Annotated in this window: 14 protein-coding genes; 1 reads left to right on the top strand and 13 read right to left on the bottom strand. The window is 68.2% G+C overall.

The features are described 5' to 3' along the window. Positions 1-26: 26 nt before the first annotated feature. Positions 27-599, top strand: coding sequence for an RNA chaperone Hfq (gene hfq, locus WT26_RS10940; RefSeq protein ID WP_069272862.1), 573 nt, complete (start codon positions 27-29; stop codon positions 597-599). Between the two features lie 84 nt (positions 600-683). Here the strand turns inward: hfq and WT26_RS10935 are convergent, their stop codons facing one another. The 13 genes from WT26_RS10935 to WT26_RS10875 form a co-directional block, all read right to left on the bottom strand. Beyond that, positions 684-1,391: a DUF2968 domain-containing protein gene (locus tag WT26_RS10935; RefSeq protein ID WP_069272861.1), complete on the bottom strand. Its 708-nt coding sequence runs from the start codon at positions 1,389-1,391 to the stop codon at positions 684-686. Between the two features lie 54 nt (positions 1,392-1,445). Continuing rightward, positions 1,446-2,837, bottom strand: a complete 1,392-nt coding sequence (locus WT26_RS10930; protein ID WP_069272860.1) for a sigma 54-interacting transcriptional regulator — start codon at positions 2,835-2,837, stop codon at positions 1,446-1,448. Between the two features lie 15 nt (positions 2,838-2,852). After that, complete coding sequence (locus tag WT26_RS10925) at positions 2,853-4,817, bottom strand: TadG family pilus assembly protein (RefSeq protein WP_081333725.1); 1,965 nt, start codon at positions 4,815-4,817, stop codon at positions 2,853-2,855. Positions 4,818-4,824: 7 nt separating this feature from the next. Further along, positions 4,825-5,181, bottom strand: coding sequence for a DUF3613 domain-containing protein (locus WT26_RS10920; protein ID WP_059486244.1), 357 nt, complete (start codon positions 5,179-5,181; stop codon positions 4,825-4,827). Positions 5,182-5,203: 22 nt separating this feature from the next. Beyond that, the gene (locus tag WT26_RS10915; protein WP_069273732.1) at positions 5,204-6,079 is read right to left on the bottom strand and encodes a tetratricopeptide repeat protein; all 876 of its coding nucleotides are present in this window, start codon (positions 6,077-6,079) and stop codon (positions 5,204-5,206) included. A 34-nt stretch (positions 6,080-6,113) separates the two neighbouring features. Then, on the bottom strand, positions 6,114-7,124 hold the full coding sequence (locus WT26_RS10910; RefSeq protein WP_069272858.1) for a type II secretion system F family protein: 1,011 nt from the start codon (positions 7,122-7,124) through the stop codon (positions 6,114-6,116). A gap of 4 nt (positions 7,125-7,128) precedes the next feature. Beyond that, positions 7,129-8,136, bottom strand: coding sequence for a type II secretion system F family protein (locus tag WT26_RS10905; protein WP_069272857.1), 1,008 nt, complete (start codon positions 8,134-8,136; stop codon positions 7,129-7,131). Then, a complete protein-coding gene (locus WT26_RS10900; protein WP_069272856.1) occupies positions 8,129-9,496 on the bottom strand; it encodes a CpaF family protein in 1,368 nt (455 codons plus the stop codon). Before WT26_RS10900 ends, WT26_RS10905 begins: the two co-directional genes overlap by 8 nt. A gap of 3 nt (positions 9,497-9,499) precedes the next feature. Next, complete coding sequence (locus tag WT26_RS10895; RefSeq protein ID WP_069272855.1) at positions 9,500-10,801, bottom strand: fimbrial protein; 1,302 nt, start codon at positions 10,799-10,801, stop codon at positions 9,500-9,502. Between the two features lie 45 nt (positions 10,802-10,846). After that, positions 10,847-12,280: a type II and III secretion system protein family protein gene (locus WT26_RS10890; RefSeq protein WP_069272854.1), complete on the bottom strand. Its 1,434-nt coding sequence runs from the start codon at positions 12,278-12,280 to the stop codon at positions 10,847-10,849. A 48-nt stretch (positions 12,281-12,328) separates the two neighbouring features. Next, positions 12,329-13,231 (bottom strand): Flp pilus assembly protein CpaB, encoded by a 903-nt coding sequence (gene cpaB, locus WT26_RS10885; protein ID WP_069272853.1) that lies wholly within the window; start codon positions 13,229-13,231, stop codon positions 12,329-12,331. 95 nt (positions 13,232-13,326) lie between these two features. Continuing rightward, positions 13,327-13,800, bottom strand: coding sequence for a TadE/TadG family type IV pilus assembly protein (locus tag WT26_RS10880; RefSeq protein ID WP_069272852.1), 474 nt, complete (start codon positions 13,798-13,800; stop codon positions 13,327-13,329). After that, positions 13,797-14,297: an A24 family peptidase gene (locus WT26_RS10875; protein ID WP_060137518.1), complete on the bottom strand. Its 501-nt coding sequence runs from the start codon at positions 14,295-14,297 to the stop codon at positions 13,797-13,799. The genes WT26_RS10880 and WT26_RS10875 overlap by 4 nt, the downstream gene beginning before the upstream one ends. Between the last annotated feature and the right edge of the window lie 10 nt (positions 14,298-14,307).

Below are 14,307 nucleotides of genomic sequence, written 5' to 3'. Positions count from 1 at the left end.
CTGACGCAGGCTCCTGCCGCACCTCAATGGCCAATCCCGCAGAATCCCATCCGCAAAACGACTTCATCAATTCGGCGCGCAAGGAACGTAAGCGCGTTGAAATCTATCTCGTCAACGGCATTCGTCTGACGGGGTGTATCGAGTCGTTCGACCAGTACCTGGTGATGCTGCGCACCCCCGTGGGTCTGCAAGGCATCTACAAGCGCGCGATTTCCACGATCCAGCTCGACACGGGCGGCTCGCGCCCGGGCGGCGGCCCGCGCGGCCCGCGCCCGGGCGGCGGCGGGCGCCCGGGCGGCCGTGAAGGCGGCGGCCACAGCCCGTACGGCTCGCACGGCGGCTCGCGTGAATCGCGCGGCGACGGCTACGGCTCCCGCGAACCGCGTGAAGGCTATGGCTCGCGCGAACCGCGCGAAAGCTACGGCGCCCCGCGCGAGCCGCGTGAAGGCTACGGCGCCCCGCGCGAACCCCGTGAAAACTACGGCGCCCCGCGTGACGCCGGCGACTCGCCCGCCTCCTCCGCGCCGTCGGAATCGCGCAGCAATAACGGGCCGGTGATCGTGACGCGCCGCCGGCGAATCGTGCCGGACGGCCAATAACGCAAAAGGGCAAACCCGCGGGTTTGCCCTTTTTTCTTCGTCGCGCCGCCGCGGCATGCCGTCGCATGCCGCACACCACGACGCTCAACGCACGTGCGGCAAGCCGGCGTAGGCCTCATGCTGCAACGAACGCACCTGCTGCTGCAACGCCCGCAGTTGCGACTGAAGCTCGGCCTGCTGCGCCTGCAGCGCCGCGGTCTCGCTGCGCACCGTCTTCTGGCGATCCGCGACTGCCGCCTGCTGCTGGCGTGCGATCGAGATATCCGCCTGCAGACGCCGCGCGCGATCCTGCGTGACTTCGATCTGGCGATCCGTCTGCGCCTTCTGCGATTCCAGCTTCGCTGCCCGCAGTTCGTTCACGGCCAGCCGCTCCGCCTGGCGCGAGAAATCGCGGTAGATCGCTTCCGCCCGCGTTTCGTCGTAAGTCTTGATCACGCGCCAGAACGCCTTCTGCTGGAATAGCGCGACGAAATACGCGCCGTCCTTTACATTGAACAGCAGGCTCGCACCGTAGCTGCCGTTGTAGCTCGTGCGCATTTCCGTCAGCGAGTGCGCCTGGATCTGGCGCTGCAGGTCGTCGACCGTGCTCGGACCGGTCGCATCACCGGCCTGAATCGGCGTTTGCGCCTGCGCGTCGAGCGCAGGAATCGCCGCGACCGGCGCCGACGCCGGCTCCACCGGCTGCGCGGCCGGGCTCGCGGTGCCGGCCAACCCTTGCGCGAATGCGCCCTGCATGCCTCCCACCACGGCGAGCAACGCGCACGCCTTTCCCCACCCCGTCATATGGCTCATGAAGTTCTATTCCCGCCCGAGTCGTTGTAATTCAGCGCGATTTTATCTCATTAATTACTCACTTTCGCGGGTCTCGGGCTCCTCGTCGAAGATCTGATATTTGCGCATTTTTTCCCACAATACCTTGCGGCTGATACCGAGCTGCTGCGCCGTATCCTGACGCCGCCAGCCGTTGGCGTCGAGCGCCGCAATCACGCGGTTGCGCTCGTTCATGTCCCACTTGCTGCGATCGACGAAGACCTCGGCCGCGCTCTCCGCCGGTACCGGCTGCGCCGAACTGCGCGCGTGCGCGATCAGCCGCTGTAACCGCGCCGCATCCCATCCGCCCGTCTGCCGCACCGTCACGCCGACGCGCTCGGCGAGGTTGCGCAGCTCGCGCACGTTGCCGGGGAAATAGCTGTCCGCGACCGAATCCGTCAGCCAGTACGGCAGGTCCGACAACTGGGCGAGCCGCTCCTCGCCGACGACCTGTGCGACGAACGACTTGAACAGCGCGATCTTGTCGACGGCACCGCGCTCTTCCAGCGACGGAATGCTCAGCTCGATCACCGCGAGCCGGTAGTAGAGATCGGCGCGGAACAGGCCATCCTTCACGAGTTGCGGCAGTTTCTTGTTGCTCGCCGCGACCAGGCGGAAATCGACCTTGACCGGCGACGTTGCACCGACGCGCAGCACCGCGCCGTCCTCGAGCACGCGCAGCAGCTTGACCTGCTGGTACAGCGGCAGATCGCCGACTTCGTCGAGGAACAGCGTGCCGCCGCCCGCCTGCTCGAAATAGCCTTTATGCGCAACAACCGCGCCCGTGAACGATCCTTTCGCATGACCGAAGAACAGCGATTCGAACAGGCCGTCGGGAATCGCACCGCAGTTCACCGGCACGAATTCGCCGTGCCGGTAGCGCGAATGCTTTTCGTGCAGCAGTTGCGCGATGCGCTCCTTGCCGACGCCGGTTTCGCCGTGCAGCAGCACGTTGGTGTCGCAGTCGGCGAATGTATCGACTTCGTGCAGCAGTGCCTGCATCGACTCCGAATGCGCGACGAGCTCGGACGGCTGCAGCGTCTGCGCGGCGTGCGCGCGCAGCTGCGTGACGAGCTTGCCGATCATGCCGCGCAGCTCGGCGCACGTGAAATCGAGCGGCAGGATATGCGAATACTCGGGCGGATACTGCGAAGCGTCGTAATCGCGCGCCGCGCCGACCCAGACGACCGGCATGCCGATATTGGCCTGCCAGTCGCGCAGGAACGCTGCGCCGATCTCGATCATCGTCACGCTGATGATCGCCAGCGACGGCCGCAATGCGGCGCGCTCGGGCGAAATCTCCGCGTTGTCGGCGCGGATCACTTCGACGTCGAAGCTCGCCATGCACCGGGCGACGCGGTCGACAATATCCGCCTTGCCTTCCCAGACGTACAGGTCGAGCTCTTCGATTGCGGGCGTGGTTCTCATTCTTCGGAGGCTTCTTCAGTTGACGAGTTGCGCTGCGTTGCAGGTCAGCGACATCTGATGCACGGTCGCCTGGCCGACCTGGACGCCGAGCAGCCCGAGGATCGGCACGAGCACGGCATCGAGCGCCGACAGCACCGGCTGCAGCACGAGGCTGCCGATCGCGTTGAGCAGCGGGCCGAGCGGGATCGGAATGCCGAGGATCGTGATCGCGTTCAGGTTGATGTTGCTGAGCGCCGTGCCGAGCGACGCGCCGAGGTTGTTCACGTAGGTGGTCCAGTAGCTGTTCGGGCTCGACGCGGTGGACGGGCTCACCCAGCCGCTGCCGCACGACACCGGAGTCGCCAGGCCGGCCGGCGCGTTGCAGAAGTGGTAAGGCGTGGCCGACGGGTAGCCCGCATACGGCGCGCTCGACGACGCGGTGCCGACGATCTGCAGCACCGGGTTCGAGATCGACGCGCTGACCCCGAGCGACACCGGCGGAGACAACAGGGTCGATGCCTGCAGGTTCAGCAACTGCAGCGTCCCGGCAGGCGGACAGGTGCTCACGTTGGACAGGTTCAGCGTGCCGGACGGCGGCGCACTGATGCACAGCTTCGCGATGCCCGGCGTCGCGACGATCGTCGTCGTGCTCGGCGTGGTGGCGGAACCGCACTTCGTCGCCGCGAGGCTCGCCACGGCCGGCCCGCCGACGAGCAGGTAAATCGGCAGGTTGATGCCGCTCAGCGTGAGGTCGATCAAACCGCTGAGGCCCAGCGCGCCGGTGATCGGAATGCTCGGCGTCTGCACGTTCAGATACACCCCGATCTGCGCCGACGACGCCTGCGTGCGCCACGTCCCGTTCGGCAGCAGCCCCGCCTCGCCGACCGCGATCGACGGCGGATTCAGCACCTGCAGCTGCAGCGACACGACATTGAAGCCGCTCGCGCCCAGCGGCAGCGTGACGCCGGTGTTCAGCGACACCGCGTGCCCCTTGTTGTACGCGGCCACCTGCGCGGCCGTCGTCAGCAGGTCGAGCAGGTTGACCTGCGCGTCGGCGCCCGACTGCGGATTGCCGAGACTGATGTTCAGCAGCGCGTTGGGCGCATTGGCGACGACGACGGTCGTGTTGCCGACGCTGGCGCCCGCCAGCTTGCCGAGCGCCGTCGACGCGGCCTGCAGCTGCGCCACGTAGCCCGGACCATTGCCGCCGCCGGCCTGCAATGCGCCGACGTACGCGCTCAGGTTGCCGATCAGCGTCGGCACCGTCACCGACAGATCCACGAGCCCGTTCACCGTCCCGGCGCCGAGCGCGGTCGAAATGCCGAGCAGCTTGATGTTCGCGCCCGCGAGCGCCTGATAGTCGGCCAGCGTGAGGCTGACGCTTGTCCCGAGCAACGCCGACAGGATGCCGTTGAGCCAGACCGGATCGACGCTCGCGAGCGTCGCGCTGATCGAGAACGTGTCGATCGCGCTCGCGCGCGCGGTCGCGGTGGCCGACATCGTGCCCGGCCCCGCGCCGAGCATCGACACGACGCCGAGGAACGAATAGCGCATCGTGCGCGTGACCGTCACCTGCGTGGCGTTGAGCTGCGTCATCCCGCTCGCGGCGGGCGCGAAGTACGCCGGCTGGCCTGCATAGACCTGCGGATCCCAGCGGCCGCAGGTCGCCGCGACCTGGTCTTGCCCGCGCGCGGGCGCGCCCGTCGTCACGGTGTTCGACGTTTCGTTCGCCCGCGCATTGTTCAGCGCGGCCGTGTTCGCCGCGCCGCACGACGTATCGGACGGGTCGAGCGACTGCACCGCGGCCAGCGCGGACAGGTCCGCGATCCGCTGCAGGTCGCGCCGCTGGAAGAACAGGTTGCCGATGTCGATCGCGCCCAGCGTCACGAGCGCGACGAGCACCCAGACGGTCGCCAGGACCGACACGGCGCCGCGCTGGCCGCGCATCCGCACGCGGTCGCGCCCGGCCGGGCGGCATCCGGGGAATCGAGCCGTGCTCATCGCCGCCTCAGTACGCTTGCGCCGAGCCCTGTCCGCCGGACGATGCGCCGCCGCCCGAGCCCAGCGGCGAGCCCATCGAATCCGGAATCTTGTTCTTGAACGAGTCGAGATAGCGCTGGTACGCGAGCGACGCCGCGTCGCCGAGCATCGGCAGGTCCGGACCGGCCGCCCGGTTGTCCCGCTGCAGCGCGAGCCACGCGTCGGTCGAGCGGCCGATCTCGGCCGCATTGACGGTCGAATTCACGGTCGCATTCCCGGCCGGCTGCTGGCCCTGCGCGCTTGCCGCCGCGCCGAGCAGCGCGACCAGCGCAGCGGTGCGGCGCACGCGCATCCACCGGTCGAGGTTCTTGTCGTTGTCGCTCATGTTGGTTCCCCCGAACGTCTTGTCATTGCGCGAACCGCTGCAGCAGAGGCGCAGTCGGATCGAATCCCTGGATGTACGCGACCGGCGCGCCGCCCTTCGCGGCGCCGCTGCCGCGCACGTCGACCACGCTGCCCGAGCCGACGGCCGTCGCGGCCGGCGTGGCCACCGGTCGCCGCCACGCGCGCGCGGCCGCGGCGATCCGCGCCGCGTCGTTGCGGATATCGTTGCGAATTTCCGCAGGCAGCTTCTGCTGGCCCATCAGCTTCTGCGCGTCGCGCGCGTGGCCGGACACCAGCAGGTACAACATCACGTTGCTGATGATCTTCGGATTGCTCTGGTCGAGCTCGGCCGCCTTCATCAGCGGAATGCGCGCGCCCTCGATATCGCCGCACCGCAGCTTCGCGTAAGCGAGATCCGAAAGCGTCGATGCATCGGTCGGCGCCAGCACGGTTGCCTGCGACAACGCCTGCGCGGCGCGCGGAAAATCGCCCGCGCCACCGGCAATCAGCCCGAGCCCACGATAGCCGCGCGCGGCGAGCGTTGTGTTGAGCAACTGCTTATAGACCGCAGTGCTCGCGGCAGGCTGGTCCGTCATACGCAATGCATCGGCGCGCAGCAACGTCGACTCCGGCGACGCACCGTACTGTTTCTCGTATGCGTCGATATGAGCCAGCGACGCGTAATACAGCCCTTGCGACTGCATCCGCTCAATCAGGCCGAGATACATGCCAGGCGTATCCGGCGCCGCCTGCTTCTGCGCCGCCGCGTCCATCAGCGCCGCGCGTTCCGCCTGCGGGCCGACGCCGTACCCGCTTTCCTTGAACGACGAACAGGCGGCGAGCAGTCCCGCCAGCGCCGCCACGCCCGCCAGTTTCACGATTCCACCGATCCGCTTCATCTTCATTCCTCGCATTCGCCGTGCATTCGCCGCGTCAGTGCTGCGCCAGCGACAGCGCGTGCATCACCGAGATCATCCCGGGGCCTGCCGTCACGATCAGCAGTGCCGGCAGCAACGTCAGGATCATTACGCCCGTCATCTTTACCGTCAGCTTGCCGATCCGTTCGCGCAGCATCGCGCGGCGCGCCTCGCGCAACCGGTCGCCGAACTGCTTGAGCGGCTCCTGTACCGCGCCACCGTGCTTGTCGACCTGGATCAGCAGCCGAACGATCGCACGCAGATCCTCGTTCTCGAAACCGGACGACAGCCGCTGCAGCGATTGCTCGCGCGTCCGCCCGGCAGCGAACTGCCGCTGGGCGATTTCCATTTCCAGCGACAGCACGGGCATCATCCCCTTGAAGTCGTTCGTCAGGACCTGGATGCTCTGGTCAAGCGACAATCCGACGCCTTGCAGCAAGCGAAGCATGTCGACCAGCAGCGGCAGTTCGTCGATCACCGCCTGCCGGCGCGCGGCCGCGCGCCGCCGGATGAGGATCTTCGGCAGCATGAAGCCCGTGACGAACGCCAGCACGAGACCGAGCACCCAGCGGCCGCCGTGCAGGCGCGGCCCGACGAAGGCGAGGAACAGCACCGGCGCGACGAGCGCGCCGGCGATTCGCGCGCTCAGGAACAGCCCGCGGGTGCGCGTGTCGGCGTAACCGCACTGTTCGAGCAGCCGGCGGTCCTCGTCCGCGACGATGTGCCGGCCGAACCCCGTGTCGAGCCAGCGGGCGCCGGCCGTCGACATCCGCTCGAGCAGTTGCGCGACGCGCGCGCGCCGCCCGGCGGCCGCCGGCGTCTCGCGCTTCGGCGGCGGTGCGGCGCCGTCCGGCGCGGGGCGCGCCCCCGCTGCCGTAAGCGTGGCCGCGCGGCGGTCCAGCGCATCGGCCAGCGCGCGGCGGCTGCGCGACTCCGCGCCCGCGCGCCGCAGCGCCAGCCAGGCCAGCAGCAGCACGCCGAGCGCGCCGAGCGCGAGCGCAATCGATCCGAGTTGATTGGGCGTCATCGCATCACCTGAGCCGGGACATCCGGTACAGCCAGGCGCCGCCCGCGATCTGCATGATGAAGGCCAGATACAGGTACGCGCGCCCGCTGTCGTCGTTCCACATCGACTGGAGATAGAGCGGATTCGTCGCGATCACAAAGCTGCCGATCGCGATCGGCAGCATAACCAGCACCCACGCGGACAGTCGCGTTTCCGACGACATCGCAGCAAGTTCCCGTTCGGCCTGCTCGAGGTCGCGCATGAACGTCGACATCCGATCGAGCATGACGTCGGCGCGGCCCCCGTACCGGACCGAGAGCCGCAGCACCGAACCGACCAGTTCGAACTCCTTGGTTTGATAGACGCTCGCGATGTGCCCCATCGCGCGATCGATCTCGACACCCGTACGCAACATCCGCGATACGTGGTCCAGACAACCGCGCAATGGCGCCTCCGTCGTCAGCAGCGCCGCCTGGAACGCCGCCGGCACGCTGTTGCCGAGCGTGACGAGACGCACGATGCCGTCGAGAAACGACGGCAACTGCCGGACGATCTGCAGGCGGCGGCGATGAATCCGCGACACGAGCCAGAACGCGAGCAGCGCGAGGCCGGCCGCGAGCGCAGCGACACTGCCGAGCAGCCCGCCGGTCCGCCCTGCGACGAGCGCGACGGCGGCCAGCGCCGCCAGCGCGAGAAGCGCCTTGCCGCGCGCATCCTCGATCCCGGCGCGGCTCGCGAGATGGTCGAGGTATTCGGCAAGCCGGTCGCGCCCGTGCGCCCAGCGCGATGCGCTCGCCGATCCCGACGCCGGGGCGGCCGGGCGCGCGCCGGTTCCGGCGGACGCCGCCCGTGCGCCCGGCGCGGACGCCCCCTGCGTCATGCCCCCCGCGCGCGCGGCCGGCTCGATACGGCTATCGATGAAGCGCTGCGCATCCGCGCGAGCGCGCCTGAGCTCGCCGTGCCGCCACAGCAGCAGCGCGGCGGCGATACAGACGAGCGCGAGCGCCAGCGCGGCGACCATCAGGCTAGACATTGAAGCCTCCGCCGCGGCCGAAGCCGTCGCCGCCGAAGCCGCCGCCGAAGCCACCTCCGCCGAACCCGCCGCCCGACAGCGTCTGGCGGAAACGCGCGAGCTTGGGCGAATGCGGATGAATGCCGAGCGACTCCCAGTTGTCGACCTCTTCGCCCTCGGGTGTCACGCGCGCTTCGTAGCGATAGAGTTCCTGCGTCGCGATGATGTTGTCCGACAGGCCGGTCACCTCGGTAATCGAAAGAATCCGGCGTCGACCGTTCGACAGGCGGCCGATCTGCACGATGAAGTCGATAGCATTCGCGATCTGCCGACGCAGGCTCGATTCCGTTCCCTGGAAACCCGCGAAACCGGCCAGCATCTCAAGACGATACAGACACTCGCGCGGCGAACTCGCGTGGACGGTGCCCATCGATCCGTCGTGCCCTGTATTCATCGCCTGCAGCATCTCGAGCACCTCGCCGCCACGTACTTCGCCGACGATGATGCGATCCGGTCGCATCCGCAGCGTATTGCGCAGCAGATCGCGGATCGTCACGACGCCGTTACCGTCGAAACCGCCCGGGCGGCTTTCGAGACGCACGACATGAGGGTGATTCAGCGACAGTTCGGCCGTGTCCTCGATCGTCACGACCCGCTCGTGCTCGGGAATGTAGAAGGCCAGCGCGTTGAGCAGCGACGTCTTGCCGGAACTCGTGCCACCCGACACGAGGATGTTGCAGCGCGCCTCGACCGCCGCTTCAAGCAACGTACCGATCTCCGTATTGAACGTGCCGTTGGCGAGCAGGTCGGCCGGTTTCAGCGGGTCCTTGCGGAATTTCCGGATCGATACGACCGGCCCGTCGATCGACAGCGGCTCGATCACGACGTTGACACGTCCGCCGTCCGGCAGCCGCGCGTCGACCATCGGGTTCGATTCGTCGAGACGTCGGCCGATCGGCGCGAGGATGCGGCGCACGATCCGCAGCAGGTGCGCGTTGTCGGTGAAACGGATCGGCAGCTTCGCCAGGATGCCGTGGCGCGACACATAGATGTCGTTGTAGCCGTTGATCAGGATGTCCTCGACGTGTGGATCGGCGAGCAGATCCTCGATCGGACCGAACCCGGCAAGCTCTTTCGTCAGCGCCTCCGCGATCGCCCTGACCTCGGTTTCGTTCAGCGGAATGCGCCGGAGACGCACGAAGCTGTCGATTTCCAGATCGACGAACTGGTTGATCGCCTGGCGCGACCAGCGGCCGAATTCGGCGCCGAGTTCCTCGATGCGCGTCAACAAATGCTCGTGCGCGGCATTCTTGATGTCGTGAAACTGCTGCGACTGGGAGAACGGCGCTGCGCCGTCGGCAAATTGGATGTCGTGTGCCATCGCTTACGATCGCCTGGACGAAGGTTGAATGAAACGCTTGAGCGCGGAAAGACCCGACGCGGCGCGCGGTGCGGCGGCGGCGCCCGCGAGCCGCTCGGCGAGCGGCTCGAGGGCACGCACATACGGATCGCGTTCGGCCGTTTCGACGATCAGCCGCCCCTGATTGGCCGCCTGGCCGATGGCCACGCGACGCGCCGGCAGCGTTGCCAGCAGCGAAATGCCGAGCCGCTCTGCGATCTGGGCCGGTGTCAGGCTCAGCGTCGCGTCGTACTGGTTGACGACGAGACGAATCTTGCCGATGTCGACGCCCGCATCGCGCAGCCCTTCCAGCAGGTCCACCGCAGAGACGATCGATGCGACACCCTGGTCGCACACGAGCCACGCCTCGTCGGACGCCGCCGCGATCTGCGCAACGAATTCATGATTCGTGAATCCGCCGAGATCAACGATCTGCTGGTCGAAGAACGCGCGCAACCGGTTCAACAGGCCGACGCAAGCCGCATACGACACGTCGCGCAGGTCGGCGAGATTGGGCGGCAAGGTGGTCAGCGCGACGCCGCTCGCGTGACGCGTCAGCGCCGTGTTGACGAAAGTCCGGTCGATGCGCCGCAGGTTGCGCACGGCTTCGACGAAATGGAATTCGCAGCGCGTGTTGAGGAACAGCGCACTGTCTCCCGCGGGAAGCCCGAGATCGACCAGCGCCGTCTGCCGGCCGAGCGACGCGGCGGCGCCGCCGCTCGATGCACCGCTCGATTCACCGATTGCCGCGCCGTCGGCCGCGCCCGCCGACCCGCGCTTGTGCAGCCACACCGACAGATTCGCGGCGAGCGTGCTGACGCCCATCCCCGCGCGTGCGCCGAGCAACGCGACGAGTTTGCCGTGCCGGTTGGCCGGCTCGCCGCCGCCGGCGTGCTCGAGCAGCCCGCGCGTGATGCGCAGCGCGTCTTCCGCGGCGCCGGACACGTCGATGAAATCGCGCACGCCAGCGCGCAGTGCCGCAAGCGCGCTTTCCGGCTCCGAAAGCGTGCCGAGCGCGACGACCGGCAGGCCCGGATGGGCAAGCCGCACGGCGGCCGCAGCAGCGCTCGCCGCCCCCTGCGCACGAGAAAAATCGATGAAGACGATCGCAGGATTGAGCCCCGTGATGCGCTGTGCAAGCGCGGCCGGATCGAGCGGCGCGGCTTCCACCGTGCCGGCCGACACCAGTGTCTCGCCCAGCCAGCCGATATGCCGGTCGTGCTGCGATGCGCACACGAAATAATCGGTCACGGCAGGCTCAGCCAACGATAGGGTTCTCGCGTTCATGTGGGACATCCCCGATCAGACAGCGCGCGACGACGCGCCCCGCGTTCATTTCGAAAATCCGGGCGCTGCATCGGGTGATGCGATGCCGCCAAGATACGACCGCCACACCGGCCCATCGCGCTGTTCGGACAGTTCGCCCGGCGTGGTCGGCAACGGCGCACCTTTCGCGATAGGCGCAACGAGATGCGGCGTCACGATGATCACCAGTTCCTTGTCGTTCTGCTGATAATTCAGCGACTTGAAGAAGGCGCCGATGATCGGCAGATCGCCCAGGACCGGCACCTTGTTGATGTTCGACATCGTTTCGCGGTCGATCAGGCCGCCAATCACGAAGCTTTCCCCGTCACCCAGCTCGACCGTCGTATCGGCGCGACGGGTCGTGATCGCCGGCACCGATACGCTGTTGATTGTGACGCCATGCTGGAAGTCGAGCTGGCTCGATTCCGGCGCCACCTTGAGCGCGATGCGGCGCTGGCTCAGCACGGTCGGTGTCAGGGTCAGGCCGACACCGTACTGCTTCCAGTCGATTGCCGTGGAGCCAAGCGCCTGCGGCACCGGCACCGGGATCTCGCCGCCGGCGAGGAAGCTCGCGCTTTGGCCCGACAGCGCGACGAGCGTCGGCTGCGCGAGCACTCGCGCGAGATTGTTCGCTTCGAGAATCGACAGGTTCGCGAAGATGCCGCGGCCCGCCGAATTTACCACCAGGTTGAACGCGGACGCGATCGGAATGCCGGCAGTCGCCTGGAAGGCGGACGTCGCGGCGCCGGTGATCGACTGCAATCCGCCGGCGGTAAACGCACCGAATGCGAATCCGTTGCTTTGCTTGAAGAAATTCAGCCCGGCTTCCTTCAGCACCGAGCGGCTGAATTCGACGACCCGCACGTCGACTTGCACGGTATTCCGGCCGCCGACCGTCGACGCGTCGATCACCGCGCCGCCCTTGCCAGCCTTGCCGAGCGTTCCGCTCGCGCCGCCGCCGCGCTTGCCGGTCGCGCCGGCGTCCCCCGCGCCCCAGTTTCCGCCGGCCGCTGCGCCGCCCTTGTCAGCCATGTGCTGGCCGATCGCGGCAGCGCGCTCGTGCGCATCGAGCGATGCCGCCGAACCGGACAGCACCGCGACGTCGCCATACGCCTTCGCGTCGGGCGTCGAGCTGTCGAGCACCGCATGCGCGGCCGCATCGACGACATTGACGTTCCACACCGTCGGCTCGTCGCGCCCCCGCTCCCACAGCATCACGTTCGTCGAACCGGGAGCCTTCGCAACCAGCAGCACGTTGCCGGCGCGACTGCCCTTCATGACCAGCACGTCGGCCACCGACGGGTCGCCGACCGCCACCCGCTGCAGCGCGCGCCCGGCAGCGACCTGCCGCTGCGAGCCGACGGCGAGATCGATCGCTGCGCCGGCGCCCGCCGCCGCGGCCAGCGTCGCGCCTGTCAGGGTCCAGATGGCAATCGCGTATGCAATCAGTGTGTTCTTCATTTGTGTCGCTGCTTTCGATGACCGTGCGGGTTGTCGTTCAGAAGTTGTTCAATAGGCGACCGTTTCGGCCCGCCCGCCGCGTATCACTTCGATGCCGCCGCCCGGCCGCGCCACGACCGGCGCGCGCGGCGCGGCCGGCTCGCGTGGCGCGCTGCGCGCGCGCGACGCGGACAGCTCGTCGAGCGCGACGCCCGTGGCCGCCACGGCCGACGGCCCGAGCTCGCCCATCGTGCGCATCGCGACGGTCTGCGCGGCGATTTCGTCATCGTGCGGATTGCGGAGCGCGAGCGTCAGGCGGCCGCTCGCTTCCGCGAGCGTCAATGCATCGACCTGTGCCGTCGGCACCGCGAGCACCGCAGTCCGCGCCATGCTCGTCGGCCCGGCCGCGCCGTCGCGTTCGGGCGTCGCATCGCCGAACGCCAGCACGCGCACCTTCGACAGCAGCAGGCGCGCCTGCGTACGCGGAATTTCCGAGCCGGCCTGGCCGCCTGCGCCGCCCTCGCGCTTCAGGTTCAGGAACACGTCGACAAAGTTGCCGGGGCGCAACCGGTTTCCGACCGCATTCGTCTCATCGACCTTGATGGCCACGGCCCGCTCGCCGGGCGCCACCTGGTTCGCCAGCCCTGACGTCAGCGCGGCCGCGAGCACCGGCGACGCGTCGAGGATGTCGTTCGCCGGCACGCGGCCGACGAGCGCGTCCGGATCGCTGAACGCGCCGGCCGGCAACACCGGCGCCTGCACGATCTTCAGCCCGTCGGCGGTGATCGCCTGCCCGGCCGGCAGCAGGCGCGCGGCGACGACGAGCGGCACCGTCTTCGTCACCGCGGCCTGCGCTACGACCGGCGCCGGCGCACGGGCCGGGCCGCGCCCGAGCATCCATGCGTAGATGCCCAGCAAGACTGCGATCGCAATCAGCAGCCCGGCGATGATCTTCGTCAAGTTGTTGCCCATGGTGAGTGTCGGGTGCCGTCAGTGATGGTGTTGTGTCGGTTGTGTCGAAGTGCGGATCGGAGTTCACGCATCGGGGTCGCGTCGCGCATGCTGCGTCACAGGATGGTCGCCGGATTGATCTGCACGGTCGCCGTGCTCGTCAGCGCGCTCGGCAACACGAGGCCGAGCAGCGGCAGCGACGGCACCAGCGGATATTGCGCATACGGGTAGGTCACTGTGACCGTCACGCAATACATGGTCGCGTCGTAACTGCACGCCGCCGACGACGGCGCCGGCACCACGACGTTCGGCAGCCAGCGGGTCAGGTTCTGCGCGGCCCTGCGGGCTGCACTCGCGCGGTCCTGCAGCGCCTGCGCCCCCTGGCCGTTCGCCTCGGGCACATAATTCAGCGCCGCGCGCGCACCTTCGGTCGCAGCAAGCGTCAAGCCTTGCTGAACCGCGAAGATCAGCCCGAACGTCACGATCGCGTACATGATCAGGAAGAACAGCGGAAACACCAGCGCGAACTCGACTGCCGTCGCGCCCCGCTGGTGCCGTCGTCGTGCGCACGGCTGCCGCTGCGTCGTCATTGCACGCCCCCTGACGCGACGAGATGCGCGAGCCACCCTGCCGCCGGCGCCACGAGGCACGCGGCATACGGCGTCGCGCGCCGGCCGCCCAACGACATCGCGGGCGCGCCGCGCCGCCGCAGCGCGCCGATCGACGTGTTCGACATCGCCATCAGCGCAAGCGCATGCACGCCGGCCGCGATGCTCGCGACCGCCCACAGCCAGAACAGCGCATGCACGCCGCACCATGTGCCGAGCACCGCGAATACCTTCACGTCCGCTGCGCCCATGACGCGAAACGCGAAAAAGGGAAAAAGGCTGACTGCCCCGACCAGCATGCCGATTAATGCCTGCCTCGGGAAAATGCCGAATGGATTGGCATGCGCGAATGTGCTTGCGAATCCCGCAATCAATCCCGCGACGACCAGCGTATTCGGTACGCGTCGAAAGCGGATATCGCCGAGTGCGACAAGCATCGCCCAGGCGAAGAAAATGCCGATGCTGAACAGGAGTGCCATGTCGAAACCG

It is taken from the genome of Burkholderia cepacia, assembly GCF_001718835.1.
Lineage (GTDB): Bacteria > Pseudomonadota > Gammaproteobacteria > Burkholderiales > Burkholderiaceae > Burkholderia > Burkholderia cepacia_F.
Note: the sequence above shows the minus strand (reverse complement) of the source record. Positions and strands in the feature narration are given on the sequence as shown.